The organism is Bacillus sp. JS, assembly GCF_000259365.1.
Lineage (GTDB): Bacteria > Bacillota > Bacilli > Bacillales > Bacillaceae > Bacillus > Bacillus stercoris.
Genome location: NC_017743.1, coordinates 3,773,197 through 3,797,751, shown reverse-complemented (window position 1 = coordinate 3,797,751; position 24,555 = coordinate 3,773,197). Strand labels below are relative to the sequence as shown.

At 46.6% G+C, this 24,555-nt stretch carries 24 protein-coding genes; 21 read left to right on the top strand and 3 right to left on the bottom strand.

All coding sequences use genetic code 11. From position 1 onward, the window contains the following. Window positions 1-7: 7 nt before the first annotated feature. Entirely contained in the window at window positions 8-823 is an 816-nt protein-coding gene (locus MY9_RS19250; RefSeq protein ID WP_014665830.1) for a bifunctional hydroxymethylpyrimidine kinase/phosphomethylpyrimidine kinase, read from the bottom strand. 190 nt (window positions 824-1,013) lie between these two features. Between MY9_RS19250 and MY9_RS19245 the strand changes: the two genes are divergently transcribed. Together MY9_RS19245 and MY9_RS19240 are read left to right on the top strand one after the other, a co-directional pair. Continuing rightward, the gene (locus MY9_RS19245; RefSeq protein WP_014665829.1) at window positions 1,014-1,820 is read left to right on the top strand and encodes a glycosyltransferase family 2 protein; all 807 of its coding nucleotides are present in this window, start codon (window positions 1,014-1,016) and stop codon (window positions 1,818-1,820) included. Window positions 1,821-1,833: 13 nt separating this feature from the next. Next, window positions 1,834-2,511 carry a uracil-DNA glycosylase gene (locus MY9_RS19240; protein WP_014665828.1) on the top strand — a complete coding sequence of 226 codons (678 nt, stop codon included), beginning with the start codon at window positions 1,834-1,836 and terminating at the stop codon, window positions 2,509-2,511. Window positions 2,512-2,535: 24 nt separating this feature from the next. Here the strand turns inward: MY9_RS19240 and MY9_RS19235 are convergent, their stop codons facing one another. After that, window positions 2,536-3,906: an aldehyde dehydrogenase gene (locus tag MY9_RS19235; protein WP_014665827.1), complete on the bottom strand. Its 1,371-nt coding sequence runs from the start codon at window positions 3,904-3,906 to the stop codon at window positions 2,536-2,538. Between the two features lie 166 nt (window positions 3,907-4,072). Here MY9_RS19235 and MY9_RS19230 point away from each other — a divergent pair, with 166 nt between their 5' ends. The 3 genes from MY9_RS19230 (at window position 4,073) to MY9_RS19220 (ending at window position 6,165) form a co-directional block, all read left to right on the top strand. Next, complete coding sequence (locus tag MY9_RS19230) at window positions 4,073-4,390, top strand: YwdI family protein (RefSeq protein ID WP_014665825.1); 318 nt, start codon at window positions 4,073-4,075, stop codon at window positions 4,388-4,390. Between the two features lie 19 nt (window positions 4,391-4,409). After that, window positions 4,410-5,732: a purine/pyrimidine permease gene (locus tag MY9_RS19225; RefSeq protein ID WP_014665824.1), complete on the top strand. Its 1,323-nt coding sequence runs from the start codon at window positions 4,410-4,412 to the stop codon at window positions 5,730-5,732. Window positions 5,733-5,793: 61 nt separating this feature from the next. Continuing rightward, window positions 5,794-6,165: a DUF423 domain-containing protein gene (locus tag MY9_RS19220; RefSeq protein WP_014665823.1), complete on the top strand. Its 372-nt coding sequence runs from the start codon at window positions 5,794-5,796 to the stop codon at window positions 6,163-6,165. Between the two features lie 43 nt (window positions 6,166-6,208). Here MY9_RS19220 and gerQ read toward each other — a convergent pair whose 3' ends face one another. After that, window positions 6,209-6,745 carry a spore coat protein GerQ gene (gene gerQ / locus MY9_RS19215; protein WP_014665822.1) on the bottom strand — a complete coding sequence of 179 codons (537 nt, stop codon included), beginning with the start codon at window positions 6,743-6,745 and terminating at the stop codon, window positions 6,209-6,211. Between the two features lie 319 nt (window positions 6,746-7,064). Between gerQ and spsA the strand changes: the two genes are divergently transcribed. From spsA to MY9_RS19130, 16 genes are all read left to right on the top strand, one after another. After that, window positions 7,065-7,835: a spore coat dTDP-glycosyltransferase SpsA gene (spsA, locus tag MY9_RS19205; protein WP_040081481.1), complete on the top strand. Its 771-nt coding sequence runs from the start codon at window positions 7,065-7,067 to the stop codon at window positions 7,833-7,835. A gap of 4 nt (window positions 7,836-7,839) precedes the next feature. After that, a complete protein-coding gene (locus tag MY9_RS19200) occupies window positions 7,840-9,264 on the top strand; it encodes a CDP-glycerol glycerophosphotransferase family protein (protein WP_014665818.1) in 1,425 nt (474 codons plus the stop codon). A 20-nt stretch (window positions 9,265-9,284) separates the two neighbouring features. Continuing rightward, window positions 9,285-10,454 (top strand): DegT/DnrJ/EryC1/StrS family aminotransferase, encoded by a 1,170-nt coding sequence (locus tag MY9_RS19195; RefSeq protein ID WP_014665817.1) that lies wholly within the window; start codon window positions 9,285-9,287, stop codon window positions 10,452-10,454. Further along, window positions 10,455-11,324, top strand: coding sequence for a GNAT family N-acetyltransferase (locus tag MY9_RS19190; RefSeq protein ID WP_014665816.1), 870 nt, complete (start codon window positions 10,455-10,457; stop codon window positions 11,322-11,324). It begins immediately after the preceding gene. Next, window positions 11,324-12,445: an N-acetylneuraminate synthase family protein gene (locus MY9_RS19185; RefSeq protein ID WP_014665815.1), complete on the top strand. Its 1,122-nt coding sequence runs from the start codon at window positions 11,324-11,326 to the stop codon at window positions 12,443-12,445. The genes MY9_RS19190 and MY9_RS19185 overlap by 1 nt, the downstream gene beginning before the upstream one ends. Next, window positions 12,438-13,160: a glycosyltransferase family protein gene (locus MY9_RS19180; protein WP_014665814.1), complete on the top strand. Its 723-nt coding sequence runs from the start codon at window positions 12,438-12,440 to the stop codon at window positions 13,158-13,160. The genes MY9_RS19185 and MY9_RS19180 overlap by 8 nt, the downstream gene beginning before the upstream one ends. 2 nt (window positions 13,161-13,162) lie before the next feature. Next, window positions 13,163-14,182, top strand: coding sequence for a PseG/SpsG family protein (locus MY9_RS19175; RefSeq protein ID WP_014665813.1), 1,020 nt, complete (start codon window positions 13,163-13,165; stop codon window positions 14,180-14,182). 24 nt (window positions 14,183-14,206) lie between these two features. Next, entirely contained in the window at window positions 14,207-14,947 is a 741-nt protein-coding gene (locus tag MY9_RS19170) for a sugar phosphate nucleotidyltransferase (protein WP_014665812.1), read from the top strand. Next, complete coding sequence (rfbB, locus tag MY9_RS19165; RefSeq protein WP_014665811.1) at window positions 14,947-15,894, top strand: dTDP-glucose 4,6-dehydratase; 948 nt, start codon at window positions 14,947-14,949, stop codon at window positions 15,892-15,894. The genes MY9_RS19170 and rfbB overlap by 1 nt, the downstream gene beginning before the upstream one ends. A 13-nt stretch (window positions 15,895-15,907) precedes the next feature. After that, a complete protein-coding gene (rfbD, locus tag MY9_RS19160) occupies window positions 15,908-16,759 on the top strand; it encodes a dTDP-4-dehydrorhamnose reductase (RefSeq protein ID WP_041521445.1) in 852 nt (283 codons plus the stop codon). After that, complete coding sequence (locus MY9_RS19155) at window positions 16,752-17,207, top strand: dTDP-4-dehydrorhamnose 3,5-epimerase family protein (RefSeq protein WP_014665810.1); 456 nt, start codon at window positions 16,752-16,754, stop codon at window positions 17,205-17,207. The genes rfbD and MY9_RS19155 overlap by 8 nt, the downstream gene beginning before the upstream one ends. A 323-nt stretch (window positions 17,208-17,530) precedes the next feature. After that, complete coding sequence (gene bslB / locus MY9_RS19150) at window positions 17,531-17,995, top strand: biofilm surface layer hydrophobin BslB (RefSeq protein ID WP_014665809.1); 465 nt, start codon at window positions 17,531-17,533, stop codon at window positions 17,993-17,995. A gap of 176 nt (window positions 17,996-18,171) precedes the next feature. Continuing rightward, on the top strand, window positions 18,172-19,446 hold the full coding sequence (gene rocG, locus MY9_RS19145; RefSeq protein ID WP_014665807.1) for a glutamate dehydrogenase: 1,275 nt from the start codon (window positions 18,172-18,174) through the stop codon (window positions 19,444-19,446). Between the two features lie 231 nt (window positions 19,447-19,677). After that, window positions 19,678-21,225, top strand: coding sequence for an L-glutamate gamma-semialdehyde dehydrogenase (pruA, locus tag MY9_RS19140; protein ID WP_014665806.1), 1,548 nt, complete (start codon window positions 19,678-19,680; stop codon window positions 21,223-21,225). A gap of 73 nt (window positions 21,226-21,298) precedes the next feature. Further along, window positions 21,299-22,999 (top strand): M20 family metallopeptidase, encoded by a 1,701-nt coding sequence (locus tag MY9_RS19135; RefSeq protein WP_014665805.1) that lies wholly within the window; start codon window positions 21,299-21,301, stop codon window positions 22,997-22,999. Next, complete coding sequence (locus tag MY9_RS19130; protein ID WP_041521444.1) at window positions 22,999-24,411, top strand: amino acid permease; 1,413 nt, start codon at window positions 22,999-23,001, stop codon at window positions 24,409-24,411. The genes MY9_RS19135 and MY9_RS19130 overlap by 1 nt, the downstream gene beginning before the upstream one ends. Window positions 24,412-24,555: the final 144 nt, after the last annotated feature.

Below are 24,555 nucleotides of genomic sequence, written 5' to 3'. Positions count from 1 at the left end.
GCTTTTTTTATGATTGTTGATTCAGGCGCAGCGCAGAATGCTTCGTAGGTCCGACATACTGGTTTAACGGGAAGGATTCTTTAATGGCAGCTGTGATGAATTCTTTCGCTGCGTAAATGGCTTCTTTGACTTCCGCACCTTTGGCAAGCTCCGCTGTCACGGCTGCTGAGAATGTACAGCCTGCGCCATGTGTATAAGGCGTATCGATCATTTCGCTTTCAAGGACTTCCGCTGTTTCACCGTCATAGAGAACATCAACGGCTTTCTCATGTTTGAGTTTTCCTCCGCCTGTAATGACGACATATTGAGCGCCGAGTGCATGAATTTTTTTCGCGGCTTCGATCATATCGTCAACTGTTTTTAGTTCATCCATGCCGCTGAGCTGGCTGGCTTCAAACAAGTTTGGCGTAATGACAGTGGCTAGCGGAGCCAACTGCTCACGCAGGGCTTGGGCATGCTCTGGATAAAGGACTTCATTAGCACCTTTGCAAACCATAACCGGGTCAATTACCACATTTTTTAATTGTTTTTCTTTGATTGTTTTTGCTGCAAGCTCGATAATGTCAACGGTTGGCAGCATTCCTGTTTTCATGGCGTCCACACCGATGCCGTCCGTAATTGTTGCAAGCTGGGCGCGGATTGTATCCGTATCGATCGGGAATACCTGGTGGTCCCAGCTGTTATTCGGGTCCATCGCAACGATCACCGTTAAGGCGGTCATCCCGTATACGTTTTTTTCTTGAAATGTTTTTAAATCAGCTTGAATCCCAGCACCGCCGCTGGAATCTGAGCCGGCAATGGTGAGTGCTTTATGCATAGACATGTCTTGAACCTCCATCATGTTTTGTCTTTCATTATAGTTAGATTTTCTCTGTATCACAATATAGAAGGCTTAGCAAATCATCTGGTATTCTCAACGTCACCTTTCCTGTTTCAGTAGAATATTCCCACTGATCTCCCGTGCAATATATGTTTTAATAGTACATGACTATGAAAATGAGAAGGAGAGCATCATGAAGATTTCTATCGTAATTGTGACCTATAATCGGATTCCGGCTTTGTGTGAGCTTTTGGAGTCGATTTCCCGCCAGACCTTGAAGCCGCATGAAATTATTATTGTGAATGATGCGGGGGAATCGGTCGTGCCAGTCAAAGCACTGTATCCGGAGCTGCCGATTGCTGTCATCAATTTAGAAAAGAACTCGGGGCATGTGGCTGCGAGAAATGCCGGTGTAAAAGAGGCGTCTGGCGATTGCATTATGCTGTGTGATGATGATGATTTCTTTACGCCAGGGCATGTGGAGAGAATGGCGAAGGAAATAGAAACGGCAGATTTCGTTCATTCTGATGCGGAAATTGTCTCGTTTGAAGAGAAAAACGGAACAAGATATCCTGTTTCACGGAAGCTGTTTGCTTATACCGCTGACTATGAGGATATGAGAGTGTTCTCTACATATGTGCCGTCGGGCAGCATGTACAGACGTTTTTTGCATGATGAAATCGGGTATTTCGATGCTGATGTGCACAATTATTGGGACTGGGATTTTTATTTACGCGCGGCCAAGGATTACCAGGTGAAGCGTGTCCCTTGCGCCAGTGTGATTTATGCCTTCAGTGACGCGGGAGACAATCAGTCTGCGGACCTTGGCGCCAAGCGGAAGCAATATTTGGATCGGTTAAGTGAAAAGCACGGACTCGGAGAGCTGCCGACGAAAAACTTTGCCGTCCTGCTTGAAGAGCCTGAGATGAAAAGGCGGGAAGCAAAAAGTGAAATGGTTTGGGATGGCGAACCTGTTTATTCCAGACTTCATCGTTCGTAAGGAGGCCTGAATCTTGAAACAGCTTTTACAAGACAGCTGGTGGGATCAGCTAAAGGAAGAGTTTGAGAAACCGTATTATCAAGAGCTCAGAGAAATGCTGAAGCAGGAATACGCGGAGCAAACGATTTATCCGGACAGCCGGGACATTTTCAATGCGCTGCATTATACGTCCTATGATGATGTCAAGGTCGTCATTCTGGGGCAAGATCCGTATCACGGGCCGGGACAGGCTCAAGGCTTAAGCTTCTCTGTAAAGCCGGGTGTAAAGCAGCCGCCTTCGTTAAAAAATATTTTTCTTGAGCTGCAGCAGGACATCGGATGCAGCATCCCAAATCACGGATCGCTTGTGAGTTGGGCAAAGCAAGGGGTTCTTTTGCTGAATACTGTGCTGACAGTAAGGCGCGGACAGGCGAATTCCCATAAGGGAAAAGGCTGGGAGCGTCTGACAGACCGGATTATCGATGTGCTGAATGAAAGAGAGCGGCCGGTTATCTTTATTTTGTGGGGACGGCATGCTCAAATGAAAAAAGAACGGATCGACACGTCCAAGCATTTTATCATTGAATCAACGCATCCCAGCCCGTTTTCTGCAAGAAACGGATTTTTCGGGAGCAGACCGTTTTCCCGGGCGAATGCCTATTTGGAGAAAATGGGAGAGGCACCGATTGATTGGTGTATTAAGGATTTGTAAAAAGCGCAGGTGATCTGCGCTTTTTTATTTGAGTATTTTTCGAATCATTCGCAGCCCGTTTTTGGAGGAAGGATAACGAAATGCGAAGTCGAAGCGGTTCGTTTGTTTGACGATGCTTTTTTTGTGCGTAAACGTGTTAAAGCTGTCAAATCCGTGATAGCTGCCGATGCCGCTTTCCCCGACGCCGCCGAATGGCAAATACGGTGTCGCGACGTGCATTAACGTATCATTGACACAGCCGCCGCCAAACGACAGATTCTCTAAAACAGCGCGCTCAGTTTCTTTGTTTGTGGTGAAGAGATACAGGGCGAGCGGCTTTGGGCGCGATTGGACTTTCTCAATGACTTCCCCGATATCACGGTATGTAAAGAGCGGAAGAATCGGCCCGAAAATCTCCTCCTGCATCACTGGAGAGTCATCCTTCACTTGATCTAGAATCGTCGGAGCTATTTTGTGGTGATCAGGATTAGATTGTCCGCCTGTAAGCGGGACGCCATCATTCAGAAAGCTGAGCAGCCGCTGATAGTGACGTTCGCTGACAATTTTGCCGTACTGCGGATTTTGTTCGGGCTGAGGGCCGTAAAATTCACTGATCGCACGCTTCATTTCTTCTGTAAGCTTCGTTTTGATGTCTTCATGAACAAATAAATAATCCGGTGCGATGCATGTTTGTCCCGCATTTGTAAATTTCCCGAAGACGATGCGTTTTGCGGCAAGCCGTATGTCAGCATCCTTATGGACGATGCAGGGGCTTTTTCCGCCGAGCTCCAAGGTTACGGGAATTAATTGTTTGGCGGCGGCCTCCATGACAACTTTTCCCACGGCTACGCTGCCTGTAAAGAAAATGTAGTCAAAGGGCTGCTGTAATAATGCCGTGCTGACGTCGGGCCCGCCTTCTGCCATAGCGACATAATCGGTCGGAAAAACACTGCTGATGAGTTTCGAAAGTGAAGCGGAAACAGCCGGCGTATATTCTGACGGTTTGAGAACGACCGTGTTCCCCGCCGCAATGGCTCCAATCAACGGGGAAAGCGCCAGCTGCAAGGGATAGTTCCAAGGCGCAATCACCAAAACGGTTCCATACGGCTCAGGGATGATGATGCTCTTGGAGCCTAGATGAGTCAGTGGCGTTTTGACTCGTTTCGGCTTGGACCATTTTTTCAGCCGTTTCATGACAAAGCTGATTTCCTCCAAGATGATTCCGATTTCTGTTGAGTACGCTTCTTGCTCAGATTTGTGGAGATCCTGGTAGAGAGCGGCTATGAGATCGGCCTCATGAGTTTTGACGGCTTGTTTCAGCTTCTGCAAAATGTTCAGTCTCGATTCAAGCGGTCTCGTATGTCCCGCTGCAAAATAGGCTTTGTGCTTGCTGATGATAGAGGGGATGCTGTTCATTCCGTCTCTCCTTTTTGTAAGGTATGGTGATTTATTATGTGAAAAATTTCTTCTGCTTGTCAATTGCGCAAGGTTTGTCAGAAAAAATAACAAACTCATTTCTGCGTTCGCGGCAGGAATTTGATAAAATGCAGGAAGATAACATTTATTTTTTGGAGGGTGCTTCATGAACATTCATATATCTGCTTTGATTCAAAAGATGGAAGAAGAGCTGAAAAAAGCAAAAACGGCTGAACGAGATGAGGAGCTGAAGCGTTATGTAGCGGTTGTCCGTTCTCTGTGTGATGTCGTGCTTGATCAGCCGGAGACCGCGAGCGCGCCCCGCATACAGCCGAGCGTTACGCCAAGTCCTGCCCCGCCGCCATCGACAGACCAGCTGATGATGGAAAAAATGATGGGGAGCGCGGGATTAAACAAATATCGAAAGCAAGAAAAAGAGAAGCAGGAAGAGGACGGAAACGGAGAGTCTTTATTTGATTTTTAAAGAGAGAGGTTGAGCTTACGTGAAATTGGTTCTTGGCGCGCTGCAATGGACAGCGTTTATCATTGCTGCGGCGATTGTTGTTCCGGTGGCGGTTGCCCAGTCGTTTCATCTGGATCACTCGGATTCTGCGAGATTGATTCAAAGCACTTTTTTTGTACTGGGAATTGCTGCCGTCATTCAGTGTTTGAAAGGCCACAGACTGCCGATCAATGAAAGCCCCGCCGGTTTGTGGTGGGGAGTGTATACGATCTACGCAGGGCTGACGGGAACTGTGTTTGCGACATATGGAGACACACTGCGGGGGTTGCAGGGAGCTCTTCTTGTAAGCGCTGTATGTTTCTTTTTGTTAAGTGTTTTCAAGGTCATTGACAGACTTGCAAAATTGTTTACTCCGGTTGTAACGGGCGTCTATTTATTGCTTCTTGTCATGCAGCTGAGTCAGCCCATTATAAAAGGAATTCTCGGAATCGGTTATCGACAGGACGGGGTGGACGGTCTTGTATTTGGTCTGGCGCTTGTTGTGATCGCTGCCGCCTTTATAATGACAAATTCGAACATCATGTTTTTTAAGCAATATTCTATTTTATTAGCTTTGTTTGGCGGATGGGTGCTGTTTGCGGCTGCCGGGGCGGCAAAGCCGATTGAAATGCCGGACCGGATGTTTCAGCTGCCATCCCTGTTTCCTTTTGGGACTCCGTTATTTAACAGCGGCCTGATCATTACTTCTATATTTATTACCATCTTGCTGATCGTGAATATGCTGGCGAGCATGAAGGTCGTGGACATCGCCGTGAAAAAATTCAGCAAACAGCCTGATGGAAAGCATCATGAACGCCATGCCGGTTTTGCCGCTTCATTCAGCCATTTGCTTAGCGGCTTGACGGGTGCCATTGCACCGGTTCCGATTTCGGGAGCCGCAGGTTTTATTGAAACAACCAAAATGCCTTCTAAAAAACCGTTTATGCTCGGCAGTATTCTGGTTATCGTGATCAGCGTGATCCCGTTTTTTATGAATACGTTTGCGAGCCTGCCGTCACCCGTGGGATTTGCGGTGAATTTTGTTGTTTTCTCCGCAATGGGCGGTCTGGCCTTTGCCGAATTTAATTCATATGAGAAAGAAGAATTAAAAAGGGTGCGGTCTGTCATCGGCATCTCGCTGCTGACAGGGGTCGGTATCATGTTTGTTCCTGAAACTGCGTTAAAAGGATTGCATCCGGTATTTATTTCTCTGTTAAGCAACGGGCTCGTATTAGGGACGCTTGCTGCAATAGGGGCTGACCAGTTCCAGCTTTGGCGCAGGAGAAAATCCGACAATCTCGTGTCAACGGAGAACAAACATTGAATTTTGGTGCAGGTGCGATAAGATAAATGATATGAGTTTAACGAAAAGGCGGGAGAGATAGATGAAAGTTTTTATCATATTAGGGGCCATTAACGCCCTGCTTGCTGTGGGGCTCGGAGCATTTGGCGCTCACGGATTAGAAGGGAAAATACCTGATAAATATCTTCAGGTTTGGCACACAGGCGTGCAGTATCATATGTATCACGCTCTGGGGCTTTTCGTTGTCGCGTTTCTGGCTGATAAATTATCCGGCATAGGCAGTGTCACGACAGCCGGATGGCTGATGTTTGCGGGAATCGTGCTGTTCTCCGGAAGCCTGTATATTCTAAGTGTGACGCAAATCTCCATTCTTGGCGCGATCACTCCGCTCGGCGGTGTGGCGTTTATTATTTCTTGGATTATGGTTGTTGTCGCAGCTGTCAAATATCTCTAAACAAAAAAGCCAATCCTCATCATATGAGTGATTGGCTTTTTTCTTATCTTGGCGAATAGGACGCCATGGAATATGGATACGTATAAGCAATTTCTTCATCAAACGTAATGTAATCGAGATAGATTGTCAGGAGCAGATAGCGTGTTCCTGATTTCGGGTCGCTGATAATAATGTGATCCCGGCCCGCTGCTTCGATGACGCCGCGAAAGATCTTCGAGCCCCATTCCTTGCTGTTTTCAAATGTCATATAAATGGTGGCCGTTTTTCCCCGATTCAGGCGCAAAATATTTTCGATGTAAGATTCCTCAACAGGCAGCATGCCGGGAACGCTTTGGCCTGGTGCTGATGGTGTAGGCCCCGAAGGAATTTGAAACCCGCCGCCCTGCTGCTGGCCCGGGAATCCAAATCCCTGCTGTCCTTGCTGTCCCTGCTGCATTGGCATCATTGGCTGCATCCCCATCGTCTGCATTTGTGACCCTTGGCCTTGCTGCGGGTAAGGGTTGGCGCCAAACTGAGGCTGATACCCCTGCATATTATCAAATCCCTGCATTTGCTGGTATTGATTTTTTTTCGGTTTCATATCGTTCCTCCTTTTTATGAAAGCCATTCAAAACATGTTCTGGATGTATAGGTGAACGCTCCGCGATGACTCACCTCCGATGGAAAACGATCTTAGTCGCTGGTGCGATTTTTATCTCTTTCACCTTATGAGGCTGATGCTTGGAATATGCTGAAAAAGAACAGCGGACGGATCAGATTTCACTCTGGGCAGCCGCTGTTTTTCATAGACATACACAAACTTTTCGCATATTGGTTTGTATCCCTAGCGCAACTTGAGCGTAAGCAACATAAGATAACGATAGTTTCAGGTGTGAAGTTCCAAGAAGGAGGTGTAGGATTTGCCGAAAGTGTCAGTCATTATGACGAGCTATAACAAAAGCGATTATGTGGCAAAGTCCATTTCTAGCATACTCTCACAAACGTTTTCAGATTTTGAATTGTTTATTATGGATGACAACTCCAATGAAGAGACGCTGAATGTAATCCGTCCTTTTTTGAATGATAACCGAGTGCGTTTTTATCAAAGCGATGTATCTGGAGTAAAGGAAAGAACAGAAAAAACAAGGTACGCGGCACTGATCAATCAGGCAATTGAGATGGCGGAAGGTGAATATATCACCTATGCGACGGATGACAACATCTATATGCCGGACCGGCTCCTGAAAATGGTGCGGGAGCTCGATGCCCATCCTGAGAAGGCTGTGATTTACTCAGCCTCCAAAACCTATCATTTAAACGAGCATCGCGACATTGTAAAAGAAACGGTCAGGCCTGCCGCTCAAGTGACATGGAACGCGCCGTGCGCCATCGATCATTGCTCGGTGATGCACAGATATTCGGTGCTTGAGAAGGTGAAGGAGAAGTTTGGCTCCTATTGGGATGAAAGCCCGGCGTTTTACCGTATAGGAGATGCCCGGTTCTTTTGGAGAGTCAATCATTTTTATCCGTTTTACCCGCTGGATGAGGAGCTGGACCTGAATTATATTACCGACCAATCGATTCACTTTCAGCTGTTTGAATCAGAAAAAAACGAATTTGTCAGGAACCTGCCTTCGCAGCGAAATTGCCGAGAGCTGCGTGAATCATTAAAAAAGCTTGGAATGGGGTGAGAGCTTGTCGGCCTATTTAAGCAATTATTGGGTGCTGTACCGGAAGTATGTCGAGCTTTTTGACAAACTTCGCTACAAAGGGATTCCGCTTGGGCTTATCAGTAATTTTTATCAATACATCAGCCCTGAGCTGAGGGTGATGATGGAAGAAGAACCGGAGTTATTCGGACCGGTGGATCAGCATATTGATGAGGGGCAGATTCAGCCGTTTTTTGAAGAAAGAATCCAAAACATCGTTAAAACAAATGACGAACCTGTTAAAGGAAAAGTCATTTTGCACTTTGATTACCTGCGTTTTTCAAACGAAAATTACTATCAATTTGATCCTGAAAAAACCGCTGTTCTGGCCAGATGGAGTTTGCCGCATTATTGTGATCTGCCTGTGATTAGCAAGCGGGAGATTGCGGAATCATGCCAAAAAGGCGATTCGAAGCCTTATCTCGAAACAGCCTGTTCGATTCTCGCCCCTTATGATGACCACCCGGCATTTGGTGATCAAGCGTTTCGTGACCGGCTTTTCAAAGACATTCCTTTATTTATAGAAGCCATTGATACAGTTGATGCGCTGTTTGAACAGGAAAAAATTTCAGCAGTTATTGTCGGCACGGCAGAAGATATTTACAGCAGGGTGCTTGCTCTCATGTGTCAAAGGAAAGGGGCCGTCAGCATTTGTCTTCAGCATGGCGCGTTGATGGGAGATGAAGCCTTCATTCCTGTTTTTACAACCTATCAAGCAGTTTTCGGTGCGTATGAAGCAGAGTGGTTCTTACGAAAAGGCTGTAAACCCGAGCAGATTCTAGTAACGGGACATCCCCGCTTCGATCAGATTTTTAACAGAACACCAATGGATATGTCCATATTCTATCGAAAACTTGTTTTTCACCCGTCTAAAAAAATTGTGCTCATTGCCACTCAGCCCTTTTCAGAAGATTTTTATTCCGGTGTGCTGGAAGGGCTTTCTGATCAGAAGCAGCTGCAAATCATCATCAAACCCCACCCGTGGGAAATTGGGAAAAACAAGCTTGATCTGTATCACGAGGCAGCGAAAAAACATCAAGCATGCAGAGTCATCAAAAAGGAGCTGGACCTTTATGACTTGCTGCCGTATGCTGATGCCGCAGTGACGCAAACCTCGACAGTCGGTCTTGAAGCCATGCTGTTTCAAAAGCCTGTGCTGATCGGAAAATCATCCGGAAATCGCTCATATCCGTACTATGAATCTCTGGGCGATTTTATGTTTGACCAGCCGGATGAACTGGCGCGCACCTTGGTAGAGGTTCTTCGAAGCCCCGACGTGCATCAAAAAGCGGAAGAGGCGCGTCTGGCATTCATAGCGGCTAATTATCCGGTGGCAGAATCAACAAACGCTTTATTTACGGAACTGAAAGCCAAAACAGGGGTTGATTATAGGCGGGAAGATACTGAATAAAATGATAGGAGCGCAAAGAAATGGTGCAAAAGAGAAATCATTTTCTCCCTTACTCATTGCCGTTAATCGGTAAGGAAGAAATTCAGGAGGTTACTGAAACGCTTGAATCGGGATGGCTCTCCAAAGGCCCGAAGGTTCAGCAGTTTGAAAAAGAGTTTGCCGCATTTGTCGGGGCGAAACACGCCGTGGCGGTGAATTCATGTACCGCAGCTTTATTTTTGGCTTTGAAAGCAAAAGGAATCGGTCCTGGGGACGAGGTCATTACCTCTCCGCTTACGTTCAGCTCGACCGCCAATACGATTATTCATACAGGAGCGACGCCTGTGTTTGCGGACATTGACGAAAACACGCTCAATATTGACCCGGTAAAGCTTGAGGCAGCCGTCACACCGCGAACGAAAGCAGTTGTACCTGTCCACTTTGGCGGGCAGTCCTGCGATATGGATGCGATTTTGGCAATTGCCCAAAAACATGGTTTATTCGTGCTGGAGGATGCGGCGCATGCGGTATATACGACTTATAAGCACAGAATGATCGGTTCGATCGGGGATGCGACGGCATTCAGCTTTTACGCCACCAAAAACCTGGCGACAGGGGAAGGCGGCATGCTCACGACAGATGATGAGGAGCTTGCTGATAAGATTCGGGTGCTAAGCCTTCACGGCATGAGTAAAGCCGCATGGAACCGTTATTCTTCAAATGGCAGCTGGTACTATGAAGTCGAATCGCCCGGCTATAAGATGAATATGTTTGATTTGCAGGCGGCTCTTGGACTTCATCAGCTGAAACGGCTGGATGATATGCAGAAACGGAGAGAAGAGATTGCCGGCCGCTATCAAACCGCTTTTCAGCAGATTCCGGGGCTGATCACACCGTTTGTTCATGATGACGGCAGACACGCCTGGCATTTATATGTTCTGCAAGTTGATGAAAAAAAGGCTGGGGTTACGCGAAGCGAAATGATTACGGCTTTAAAGGATGAATACAATATCGGCACGAGCGTTCATTTTATTCCAGTACACATTCATCCGTATTATCAAAAACAATTTGGATTTAAGGAATCGGACTTCCCGAATGCCATGAATTACTATAAACGAACCCTTTCCCTCCCGCTTTATCCGTCAATGTCTGACGACGATGTACATGATGTCATTGAAGCTGTGCGGGATATCGTAAAAGGGGCTGGTTAAGTGTATACGGTAAAAGAACATGTCTCCAAAGAGGCGATTGAGGAATTTCTCCAAAGCAGACAGCTTACATTGGATGTTCCGTATCAATTTTCCCTCGGCCTTTTTGAAAACAGCAGGCTCCAAGGCGTATTGCTTTACGAAGATTCTTTGTGGGAAAGCAAGGTGCTTCAGAAGAAAGTCATGAATGTCAAACTTCTTGCGGCGAACAGCACCGGGCAGCTGAAGAGGCTGTTTGAAGCTTTTTATTCTGTACGCCAAATGGATGAAACGGATTTTATCTTTGTCCGTGTTCCGGCTGAAGATATCGGAGCCGCGCATGTGATACAGCAGCAGCCGTCCTCTTACTTTGTCGGCAGTTTGCTGAAGCTGGCGATGCCTCCGTCTTTTTATGACAAAACCCCGCCATTTTTTGAACTGGGTCCGCCTGAGCCCGGAGACACAGAAGCGATATGTGAGCTGGCCCGAGACTCGTTTACAAAAAGCAGATATTTTCAGGACCCTCATCTCAGCCGCGATGCAGCAAACAACATTTTTCAGGAGTGGACACGAAACAATCTGAATGGAAGGGCGGCGGTTAATATTGTCGCTAAACACAATGGCGAGGTCATCGGCTATCTTCAGGGCTTATCAAGGGATGATGAGTGCATTCTCGATTTGATGGCTGTAAAGCCGGGATTTGAAGGAAAACGTATTGCCTTTCATTTATTGGCGAATCTCATAGAACAACCGGAGACCCAGAAGCATAGAACGGTAACAGCGGGGACGCAGCTTCACAATGTAAGGGCGATCCGCCTTTATGAACGAATGGGCTTCACCGCTGAACAATCGTATTACTATTATCATATTTGGCCGGGCAAGGAGGCGAAATAATGGCAAAGTTTCAGATTGCGAATAAAACTGTAGGCCATGACGCTCCTGTATTTATTATCGCCGAGGCGGGGATTAATCATGACGGGAAGCTTGATCAGGCTTTTGCGCTGATAGACGCCGCGGCGGAAGCGGGAGCGGATGCTGTGAAATTTCAAATGTTCCAGGCTGATAGGATGTATCAGAAAGATCCTGGTTTGTACAAAACGGCAGCGGGCAAGGACGTCTCTATTTTTTCTTTGGTTCAATCTATGGAAATGCCCGCTGAGTGGATTTCACCGTTATTGGATTACTGCCGCGAAAAGCAGGTAATCTTTTTAAGCACGGTATGTGACGAAGGGTCAGCCGACCTGCTTCAGTCCACCTCGCCGAGCGCTTTTAAAATCGCATCCTATGAAATTAACCATCTCCCGCTGCTCAAATATGTTGCCAGGCTGAACAGGCCGATGATTTTCTCTACAGCCGGAGCTGAAATCTCTGACGTTCACGAAGCTTGGAGCACCATCAGGGCAGAGGGAAACAATCAAATTGCCATAATGCATTGTGTGGCGAAATACCCCGCACCGCCGGAGTACAGCAACCTTAGCGTCATTCCGATGCTTGCCGCCGCTTTTCCTGAGGCGGTGATAGGCTTCTCGGATCATAGCGAGCATCCGACAGAAGCGCCATGTGCCGCGGTTCGGCTTGGAGCAAGATTGATAGAAAAGCATTTTACGATCGATAAAAATCTGCCGGGTGCCGACCACTCGTTTGCATTAAATCCGGATGAATTGAAAGAAATGGTCGATGGCATCAGGAAAACGGAGGCTGAGCTGAAACAGGGGATCAAAAAGCCGATCTCTGAAAAACTGCTTGGCAGTTCATACAAAACAACAACCGCCATCGAAGGTGAAATCAGAAATTTTGCATACAGAGGCATTTTTACAACAGCTCCGATTCAAAAAGGTGAAGTCTTTAGTGAAGACAATATCGCAGTGCTTCGGCCCGGACAAAAGCCGCAGGGACTGCACCCGAGATATTTCGAACTGCTGACCGGCGGTGTTCGGGCTGTAAGAGACATCCCGGCCGACACAGGCATTGCCTGGGATGACATTTTAATGAAGGACAGCCCGTTTCATGAATGACATTCTCTTTATCATTCAAGCGAGAATGGGTTCAACAAGGCTGCCGGGAAAAGTGCTTCGGCCGCTTGGATCGGATCGTTTACTTGATATTCTCGTTCATCGCGTCCGGAAAAGCGCGTTTTACCAAAAGGATCGGGATAATCTTGTCATTGCCACGTCTGACAAAGAAACCGACGACATATTAGAGGCGCATTGCATCAAACATGGCTATCGCGTTTTCCGCGGGAGCGAAGAACGTGTTCTCGATAGGTTTGTCAAGGTCATAGAGGCTGTCAAACCGTCAGTTATCATCCGGTTAACGGGTGATAATCCGTTTGTTGATCCAGAGCTGCTCGATGTAATGATTAAGGCGCATTTTGATCAAGGCGCGGATTATACGTATCTCCTGAATGCCCCATTAGGGATTTGCGGCGAAGTGGTCAACGCCAACCTGTTAATTGACATCAGCCGTATTCAGGCTTTGGAGGATCAATATCAGGAGCATGTCACGTTATATGTGAGAGATCACCCAGCTCTTTATCACGTCCAGTTTTTAGAAGCACCGGAACGGTTTCGCGCCCCTCAATACCGGTTGACCATTGATACAAAAGAAGACTATGAATTAATAAAGGCCCTCTATCAAAAAGCAAGCGAGCGCCCCGATGTATCAGCCTCTGAGCTCATCAGCATTCTGAACCGAAACTCTGATGCGGCGATCGAACGAGAGGATGACTAGCCATGCGTGTTGGGATCGTTGCAGACGGTGGCTATGAAAAGGGAATGGGCCATGTTGTCCGGATGAAGAGACTTGCGGAAGAACTCAAACAGAGCTGCTTGATTACGTTTTACACGAATCAGGAGTCTGAAGCGTTTCTTCATGAAGAGCATTGGCGTGTCATCGTAAAACCGGACCTGCAGCAGCACGAATTTATTCTCCGGGAAATAAAAAGCAAGAAGTTTGATTTGCTTTTATTTGATATTCTAGGTGCGCCTGCAGAGCTGTTAAAGAAAATAAAGACGGAAACAGATGTGAAAATTGTTCTTTTTGAAGAGAAAAATGGTAAATCGATTCAATATAGTGACGCGGTCATTAACGGCATTTACGGTGACATCAGGAGCAGGGTGTACGTTCAGGGAAACACACGCGTCTATGAAGGCCCGGACTATCTTATTCTTCACCCCGCCTTTCAGGCCGCAAGAGAGAATTACACACTTAAGAAAGACTGCCGCACTATCCTTGTTGCATTAGGAGGAAGTGATCCGAAGCAGCTTATTTTTAAAGTGCTGGCTGCCGCTGATCAAGTCCCCGCCATAAAAGACAAAAACATGATGTTTGTGATGGGGAGCGCTTCACCGCATCAAGAGGCAGTCCGAAGGCAGATCGAAAAGAAGCCGCAGTACAAGGTGATCGAACAGACAAATGATATGGCGGGTTTGATGAAACAAGCGGACGCAGCCATTGTCGCCGGCGGCATCTCACTGTATGAAGCCATTTGCATCGGCGTGCCGTGCCTTGTTCTCTCTCAGGTTGAACATCAAACGACAACAGCCAAAACATTTGCCGAGCAAGGTGCCGCTCTTAATCTTGGCTTGGGTGAGCTTGTACCGGGTGAAACACTCATTTATCAGATGTCGCGCATTGTGAGCAGCTATCCTCTTCGCCTTTCTTTGCACAAAGGAGGAAGGCCGTTCGTGGATGGAAAAGGCATCAAGCGGGTAACAGCTATTCTTCAAGAATTACATGAACAAAAGGTATAAAAATGCATGTAAGGAAGTGTTAATGTGAAAGGTGTTATTTTAGCCGGAGGAAACGGCTCACGCCTTATGCCCTTAACGAAAGCCGTCAACAAGCATTTGCTTCCTGTAGGGCCGTATCCGATGATATATTGGTCGATTATGAAGCTGGAGGAAGCCGGAATAACAGACATTTTACTCATCAGCCAAAAAGAGCATATGCCGCAATTTTATAAACTGCTTGGAAACGGGGAAGAGCTTGGCGTTACAATCACTTATCAGGTACAGCCTGCAGCATCGGGCATTTCGGATGGGCTGTCTTATGCAAAGCGCTTTACGAAAAAAGAGCCTTTCATTTTGTTATTAGGTGATAATATATTTGAAGATTCATTAAAGCCTTATACAGAACGGTTTGAACAGCAGGGGAAAGGGGCAAAGGTGCTGCTGAAAGAAGTGGATGACCCGGAACGCTTCGGAATCGCTCAGATTGATGAAGAAAACACACGGATTCGTTCCATCATCGAGAAGCCCAAACAGCCGCCGACCAACCTTTGCGTTACCGGCATTTATATGTATGATGCGGAGGTATTTTCGTATATTGAACAAATATCACCATCAAAGCGAGGCGAGCTGGAAATCACCGATGTGAATAATCTATACATCGAAAACAGCCAGCTTACGTATGATGTGTTATCAGGCTGGTGGGTAGATGCCGGAACTCACGAATCGCTTTATCTCGCTTCCCAGCTTGTACACAAGGCTTTACAGAAAGGACAGGACGAAAAGTGATGGCAAAATCATATTTAATTACGGGCGGGGCCGGCTTCATTGGGCTCACGTTTACAAAGCTCATGCTCAGGGAAACGGATGCGCGCATTACCGTTTTAGATAAACTGACGTACGCCAGCCACCCGGAAGAAATGGAAACATTGAAGCAAAACAGCCGCTTTCGCTTTATAAAAGGGGACATCAGCGTTCAGGAGGATATCGACCGCGCGTTTGACGAGACCTATGACGGGGTTATTCACTTCGCTGCAGAATCGCATGTGGACAGAAGCATTTCCCAAGCAGAGCCGTTTATCACCACAAATGTCATGGGGACTTACCGATTGGCGGAAGCAGTTTTGCAAGGCAAAGCCAAGAAGCTGATTCATATTTCAACGGATGAGGTGTACGGGGATTTAGAAGCGGATGATCCAGCGTTTACAGAAACGACGCCGCTTTCTCCTAATAATCCTTACTCAGCCAGCAAAGCAAGCTCTGATTTGCTCGTATTGTCTTATGTGAAAACCCACAAGCTTCCGGCGATCATTACACGATGCAGCAACAATTACGGCCCTTATCAGCACAGCGAAAAAATGATTCCGACGATTATCCGTCATGCGAAGCAAGGCCTGCCGATTCCGCTGTATGGAGATGGACTTCAGATTAGAGATTGGCTGTTTGCGGAGGATCATTGCCGCGCCATCAAGCTGATTTTAGAAAAAGGAACCGTAGGCGAGGTGTATAACATCGGCGGCGGAAATGAACGCACGAATAAAGAGCTTGCGAGCATCATCATGAAGCACCTGGGCTGTGAGGAATTGTTCGCCCACGTGGAAGACCGAAAAGGGCATGACCGGCGCTATGCAATCAATGCATCAAAACTGAAAAATGAACTGGGCTGGCGGCAGGAAGTGCCATTTGAAGAAGGCATTGCGCGTACGATTCAGTGGTATACAGATAATGACCGATGAGAAGGTGATCTGATTGAAAAAGGTATTGGTGACTGGGGCGGGAGGACAGCTTGGACTGGAACTGTGCCGCCAGCTGAAGCAAGCCGGATACGAGGTCATTGCGTTAACAAAGAAGATGATGAACATTGCTGACCAGCGCTCAGTACGGCATTCGTTTGGCCATTATCAGCCGGATATTGTGGTCAATACCGCCGCGTTTACGTCGGTTGATCAATGTGAGAAAGAGCTTGATAAAGCGTACTTGATCAACGGAATCGGCGCTTATTATACTGCGCTAGAGGCAACCCGCATCGGCGCTCAATATGTTCATATCAGCACAGACTATGTATTCGATGGGAAAGGAAACCAGCCTTACAAGGAAAACGATCCCCTTGATCCAAACACCATCTATGGCAAAAGCAAAAAGCTCGGAGAAGAACTGATTCGTTTGGCAACAAAAGACAGCACGATCATCAGAACATCATGGGTGTACGGACATGGCGGCAGCAATTTCGTTCATACCATGCTGAAGCTTGCTGAAACGAAACAAGAGCTGCGGGTTGTCAGCGATCAAATAGGTTCGCCGACTTATACGAAGGATTTAGCAGAAGCGGTCATCAAGCTGTTCAGCCATCCGCCGGGCATCTATCATGTCAGCAATTCAGGCATATGCAGCTGGTATGAGTTTGCGAAGGCGATTATGGAAGAAAGCGGGCTGGCTACAGTCATTTTGCCTGTCACAACAGAGGAATACGGGAACAAAACGCCACGCCCGGCATACTCTGTGCTGAGCCATCGGGCTATTGAAGAAGCCGGCATCCGCCCCCGCCACTGGCGGGAAGCGTTACGGGAGTATTTGCAGGAAAGGAGCAGTGCGCATGATTGATGGAGTCAAGGTGAAAAAATTGACGAAGCATAGCGATGACAGAGGCTTTTTTGCTGAGCTGGTCCGGGATGATGAGAATCTTCTTGAGCATTTCGGGCAGGCCTCTTGGTCGAAAAGCTATCCGGGTGTGATTAAGGCATTTCATTATCATGAGAAGCAGGATGATCTCTGGTTCTTCCCAACCGGTCACGCTCAGGTTGTCCTCTACGATCTTCGAGACGACTCAAAGACAAAAGGAGAAACGGACGTCTATTATATGGGCGAAGACAACCCGATGCTGTTATTAATCCCAAAAGGGGTGGCCCACGGATACAGAGTGCTGGGAGAAACGCCGCTGACAATTATCTACTTTACCACCATGTCGTATAATCCGGATCAGCCTGATGAAAAAAGAATTCCGTGGAATGATGAGACGATCGGTTTTAACTGGAACACTGAATTCAGATAAAAATAGGAACGTGATCAATCGAAGAGCAGAGGCATCTTCGACTTTTTTTGTCCTTTTTTAAAATAGGATAAAAGATAGAAATCAGAAGGTATAAGTTACTAGAAAAAGAGTGGTAAATCCTCCATTTGAACCTTGTATAAACAGGAAGGAATTCACAAGTGATTCCAAGTGTTAATATTCCTGAAAAAGCATTTACTTCCATGGAAAATGATGATAGATTAATTTTTAAGAAAAAGAACTGGTAATTCGCGAATTGCAAAAAAACGCTTTTTCTGCAGAGGACGCTCTGGCCAATTTCAACAGTGATTTGAGGAGGAAATGCCATGTTAAAAAGAACTTCATTCGTATCTTTATTATTGATCAGTTCAGCTGTCTTACTATCAATCTTGCTTCCTTCAGGCCAAGCTCATGCACAGTCTGCATCAATCGAGGCAAAAACGATCAACAGCACAAAAGAGTGGACCACTTCTGATATTGAAGTGACATATAAACCAAATGCGGTGCTTTCTCTCGGAGCGGTAGTATTTCAATTTCCTGACGGGTTTCATGCTACGACAAGAGATTCAGTAAATGGAAGAACACTGAAAGAAACACAGATTTTAAACGATGGAAAAACAGTCAGACTCCCGCTTACGCTTGATTTGTTAGGCGCATCCGAATTTGACCTCGTCATGGTGCGCAAAACTCTTCCTCGCGCAGGCACTTACACGATTAAAGGCGATGTAGTAAACGGTTTGGGAATCGGCAGTTTTTATGCTGAAACGCAGCTGGTGATTGATCCCCGTTAATCGATAGATTTGTAGTCAGAGACTGAGATGTTTTCAGTCTCTTTTTTTTGTGGATTCAAAAGCTGGTACGGATCTTGCATGATCATATGGTGAATCCAATGAAGAAAGGAATTGGCGGGCTGATTTTTTAAAGCGCTTACATTACAGCCGGCCAAAAAAACAATGAGGTGAAAAAGATGTCAGCAAAGCAAGTCTCAAAAGATGAAGAAAAAGAAGCTCTTAACTTATTTCTGTCTACCCAAACGATCATTAAGGAAGCCATTCGGAAGCTGGGTTATCCGGGCGATATGTATGAACTCATGAAAGAGCCGCAGAGAATGCTCACTGTCCGCATTCCGGTCAAAATGGACAATGGGAGCGTCAAAGTGTTCACAGGCTACCGGTCACAGCACAATGATGCTGTCGGTCCGACAAAGGGGGGCGTTCGCTTCCATCCAGAAGTCAATGAAGAGGAAGTAAAGGCATTATCCATTTGGATGACGCTCAAATGCGGGATTGCCAATCTTCCCTACGGCGGCGGGAAGGGCGGTATCATTTGTGATCCGCGGACAATGTCATTTGGAGAACTGGAAAGGCTGAGCAGGGGGTATGTCCGTGCCATCAGCCAGATCGTCGGTCCGACAAAGGATATTCCAGCTCCAGATGTATACACCAATTCGCAGATTATGGCGTGGATGATGGATGAGTACAGCCGACTGCGAGAATTCGATTCTCCGGGCTTTATTACAGGCAAGCCGCTCGTTTTAGGCGGATCGCAAGGACGGGAAACGGCGACGGCACAGGGCGTCACGATTTGTATTGAAGAGGCGGTGAAGAAAAAAGGGATCAAGCTTCAAAACGCACGCATCATCATACAGGGCTTTGGAAACGCGGGTAGCTTCCTGGCCAAATTCATGCACGACGCGGGCGCGAAGGTGATCGGGATTTCTGATGCCCATGGCGGGCTCTACAACCCAGACGGCCTTGATATCCCTTATTTGCTCGATAAACGTGACAGCTTCGGCATGGTCACCAATTTATTTACTGACGTCATCACAAATGAGGAGCTGCTTGAAAAGGAATGCGATATTTTAGTGCCTGCCGCGATCTCCAATCAAATCACAGCCAAAAACGCACATAACATTCAGGCGTCAATCGTCGTCGAAGCAGCGAATGGACCGACAACCATTGACGCCACTAAGATCCTGAATGAAAGAGGCGTGCTGCTTGTGCCGGATATCCTGGCGAGTGCCGGCGGCGTCACGGTTTCTTATTTTGAATGGGTGCAGAATAACCAAGGATATTATTGGTCGGAAGAAGAGGTTGCAGAAAAATTGAGAAGCGTCATGGTCAGTTCGTTCGAAACGATTTATCAGACAGCGGCAACACATAAAGTGGATATGCGCTTGGCGGCTTACATGACGGGCATCAGAAAATCGGCAGAAGCATCGCGATTCCGCGGATGGGTGTAATTTTCGGATTTGAAGCCGATGCAAAATAATTTTGCGTTTTTCTTTGTGGGAAGAGCAAAAACCGCAAAAATAATTTGCTTTCAAGCTCGGAAAAAGAGAAAGGTGATCACCTGTTAGACAAATTTCTGTTCGATTCAACAAGTTTTTTCAGCAAAAGACAAGAAAATGGCATGATTCTTGCATTTTTATTCATATGCGAAGATATATTTCATAACACGAGGGGGACTACATATGACAGTCACATACGCGCACGAACCATTTACAGATTTTACAGAAGCAATGAATAAAACAGCATTTGGGGAGTCATTGGCCTTTGTAAACACTCAGCTTGGCAAGCATTATCCGCTTGTTATCAATGGAGAAAAAATTGAAACGGACCGCAAAATCATTTCTATTAACCCGGCTAACAAAGAAGAGGTGATTGGGTACGCGTCTACAGCGGATCAAGAGCTTGCTGAAAAAGCGATGCAAGCCGCATTGCAGGCATTTGAATCCTGGAAAAAACAAAGACCAGAGCACCGCGCGAATATTCTCTTTAAAGCAGCGGCTATTTTGCGCAGAAGAAAGCATGAATTTTCAAGCTATCTTGTGAAGGAAGCGGGAAAACCGTGGAAGGAAGCGGATGCGGACACGGCTGAAGCGATAGACTTTTTAGAGTTCTACGCGCGCCAAATGTTAAACCTTAAGGAAGGGGCTCCGGTGAAGAGCCGTGCTGGCGAGTTCAATCAATATCATTACGAAGCGCTTGGTGTCGGCATCGTCATTTCACCATTTAACTTCCCGCTTGCAATTATGGCGGGAACAGCGGCGGCAGCGATTGTGACAGGAAATACGATTCTCTTAAAACCGGCTGACGCAGCACCGGTAGTGGCAGCAAAATTTGTCGAGGTCATGGAGGAAGCGGGCCTGCCAAACGGTGTTCTGAATTACATTCCGGGAGATGGAGCGGAGATCGGTGATTTCTTAGTTGAGCATCCGAAGACACGATTTGTCTCATTTACAGGTTCCCGTGCAGTCGGCTGCCGGATTTATGAGCGAGCCGCCAAAGTGCAGCCGGGCCAAAAATGGCTCAAACGGGTAATTGCTGAGATGGGCGGAAAAGACACAGTGCTTGTCGACAAGGACGCTGATCTTGACCTTGCTGCATCCTCTATCGTGTACTCAGCATTTGGATATTCAGGACAGAAGTGTTCTGCGGGCTCCCGCGCGGTTATCCATCAGGATGATTATGATGAAGTGGTGGAAAAAGCTGTGGCGCTGACCAAAACGCTGACTGTCGGCAATCCGGAAGATCCTGATACGTATATGGGTCCCGTGATTCATGAAGCATCCTACAACAAAGTGATGAAATACATTGAAATTGGCAAATCTGAAGGCAAGCTATTGACCGGCGGAGAAGGCGATGATTCAAAAGGCTACTTTATTCAGCCGACGATCTTTGCAGATGTTGATGAAAACGCGCGCTTAATGCAGGAAGAAATTTTCGGCCCGGTTGTTGCGATTTGCAAAGCGCGTGATTTCGATCATATGCTGGAGATTGCCAATAACACGGAATACGGATTAACAGGCGCGCTTCTGACGAAAAACCGTGCGCACATTGAACGGGCGCGCGAGGATTTCCATGTCGGAAACCTATACTTCAACAGAGGCTGCACCGGAGCAATTGTCGGCTATCAGCCGTTCGGCGGTTTTAATATGTCCGGAACAGATTCAAAAGCAGGCGGTCCCGATTACTTAATTCTTCATATGCAAGCCAAAACAACGTCTGAAGCTTTTTGATTTGAGAGAAATCAAATCGTGCGATTCTTGAGCGAATCGCACGATTTCAACTTTTTGATCAGGAGGACAATTTATGCAGTATACAAAAATCAGTCACATGAATCCGGCTGAAAGAGTGGAGGCGCTGACTGCATCTCTGGTCAGCCTCAGCAGTGTGAACGGCACCGTTGGAGAAGGGACAAAAGCGGATTTTATCAAAGAAGTGATCACGAGCTATCCTTATTTTCAGAAACACCCCAGTCATGTGTGGGAACAGGCCATTCCCAATGACCCATACAATCGCAAAAATATTTTTGCGTTTATTGAAGGATGTGGAGAAAGCCGAAATACAGTCATTTACCATGCCCATCTTGATACAGTCGGAATTGAAGATTTCGGCCCTTTAAAGGATATCGCTTTTGATTGTGAGAAATTGGCGGAGTATTTCAGCCGCTATGAGTTCGATCAGGATGTTCAGCGGGATGCCAAATCAGGCGATTGGATGTTCGGAAGAGGATCTGTCGATATGCAGAGCGGCATCGCCGTACATTTAGCCAATCTCCTGCATTTTTCGGAGAACCTTGAAACATTGCCGGGAAATGTATTGTTTATGGCAAATCCCGATGAGGAGAGCCAGCATTCGGGCGTGCTCGCCAGCATTTCAGAGCTGAACCGGCTAAAAAAAGAAAAACAGCTTCACTATCTGGCTGCCATTAATACGGATTTTATTACCCCGCTTTACGATGGTGATCAGACAAGATATATCTATACTGGAGCCGCGGGAAAACTACTGCCTTGCTTTTACATTTACGGCCGTGAAGTCCATGTTGGCGATACACTGGCAGGGATTGACCCGAATTTCATTTCAGCTGAAATCACAAGCCGTCTCCACAATAACATTCATCTGGCAGAAAAGGTTGAAGGGGAGTTGGTTCTGCCCCCATCCTGTTTGTATCAGCGTGATAACAAGGAATCCTATAATGTGCAAACGGCTGTCAGCACAAGCTTGTATTTCAATTGTTTTATTTATGAAAGAACAGCAAAGGAAATGATGGATTTGCTTATTGAAGTCACTGAGGAAGCATGCCGGGAAACAGAACAAGAATTATCAGACTATTATGAAGAATATGTAAAAAGAGCCAACCTGCCAAAGAAACATTTATCATGGGGCATCCAAGTGTATAGTCTGGAGCAATACTTAGAAAAGCTGAGAAACCGGGGAATTGATCCCGAACAGTGTATTGAGCAGACATTCAAAGCCAACGAGCACCTTGAACTTCGTATGAGATGCTTTCAGGCAATCGAAGAGCTTCAAAAGCTTGACCCCGATCAAGGCGCAAAAGTCATTCTATTTTACGCACCTCCTTACCTGCCGCATAACTATTTGAAAGAAGATAGCACAAGAGATCAGCTTTTGCAGCATGTGATTAAAGAAGCGGCTGACAAAACCGCTGAATCGACAGGCGAAACATTTGTCTTCAAAAAGTTTTTCCCCTACTTGGCAGACGGCAGCTTCTTATCGCTGCACGAAACCGATGACGAAATTGATTCTTTTATCAGAAACTTCCCTGGGTGGAATATGATTGGAACCATTCCGTTTAAAGACATACGCAAGCTGAATATTCCATCCATTAATATGGGCGTGTATGGAAAAGACGGCCATAAATGGACGGAACGAGTCTATAAACCATACACATTTCATGTATTGCCTTTCCTCATACAACAAACCACCGTCCATCTTTTGCAAAGCTACCGGATGACCATCACGGCAAAAGAATCAAAGGAGGAAGGATGATGCAGAATCATAAAAATGAATTGCAGCGCAGCATGAAAAGCAGGCATTTGTTTATGATTGCTTTGGGAGGGGTGATTGGAACAGGGCTGTTTCTAGGCTCCGGCTTTACCATTAGCCAGGCGGGACCGCTCGGCGCCATTGCCGCGTATATTATCGGCGGATTTTTAATGTATCTCGTCATGCTTTGTTTAGGAGAATTGGCTGTTGCCATGCCGGTGGCCGGATCGTTTCAGGCCTACGCCACTAAATTTCTGGGACCGTCAACAGGCTTTATGATCGGCTGGCTGTATTGGTTCAGCTGGGCGAATACAGTAGGTTTGGAGCTGACGTCAGCAGGCATTTTGATGCAAAGGTGGCTGCCCTCCGTTCCGATTTGGATATGGTGTCTCGTGTTTGGGATTGTCATCTTTTTGATTAATGCGCTGTCTGTCAGAAGCTTTGCGGAAATGGAATTTTGGTTTTCAAGCATCAAAGTGGCGGCGATCATCTTATTTATCGTGATTGGCGGAGCCGCTGTGTTTGGCTTGATTGACTTTAAAGGCGGACACGAAACACCCTTTTTGTCTAACTTTATGACTGACAGGGGACTTTTCCCTAATGGGGTGCTGGCCGTTATGTTTACGCTGGTCATGGTGAATTTCTCCTTTCAGGGCACGGAGCTTGTCGGCATTGCGGCAGGGGAAAGTGAAAGTCCGGAAAAAACACTGCCAAAGTCCATTCGGAATGTCATTTGGCGCACGCTGTTTTTCTTTGTGCTGGCAATGTTCGTCTTGGTTGCCATTCTTCCGTACAAAACGGCGGGCGTTATTGAAAGCCCGTTTGTAGCGGTGCTCGATCAAATCGGCATCCCATTTTCGGCAGATATCATGAACTTTGTCATCTTAACGGCGATTTTATCTGTTGCCAATTCGGGTTTGTATGCGGCGTCGCGCATGATGTGGTCACTTTCATCAAATCAAATGGGCCCCTCCTTTCTCACCAGACTGACAAAAAAAGGCGTGCCGATGAATGCCCTGCTGATTACCCTCGGCATTTCCGGCTGCTCGCTGCTGACAAGTGTCATGGCCGCAGAAACAGTGTATTTATGGTGTATCTCAATTTCGGGCATGGTGACAGTTGTTGCGTGGATGTCCATTTGTGCGTCGCAATTTTTCTTTCGCAGACGTTTCCTCGCTGAAGGCGGAAACGTGAATGATCTGGAGTTCAGAACGCCGCTTTATCCGCTAGTCCCGATTCTCGGATTTTGTTTATACGGATGCGTGTTGATCAGCCTTATTTTCATTCCGGATCAAAGGATCGGCTTGTACTGCGGCGTGCCGATCATTATTTTCTGCTATACGTACTATCATCTGAGCATCAAAAAGCGTATCAAACATGAACCGGCAGAAAAAGAACAGGCAGAGGCGCAATAGGAAAAGCTCTCCGGGAGACCGGAGAGCTTTTTGGTATGTTAAAATCAGTTGATTTTCAAAATGAAACGAGGAAATCTATATTGAGATTTAAATGAAAATAATTAAAAATGTAAAGGTTTCGTTCGAATTGTAAATGATGAAAAA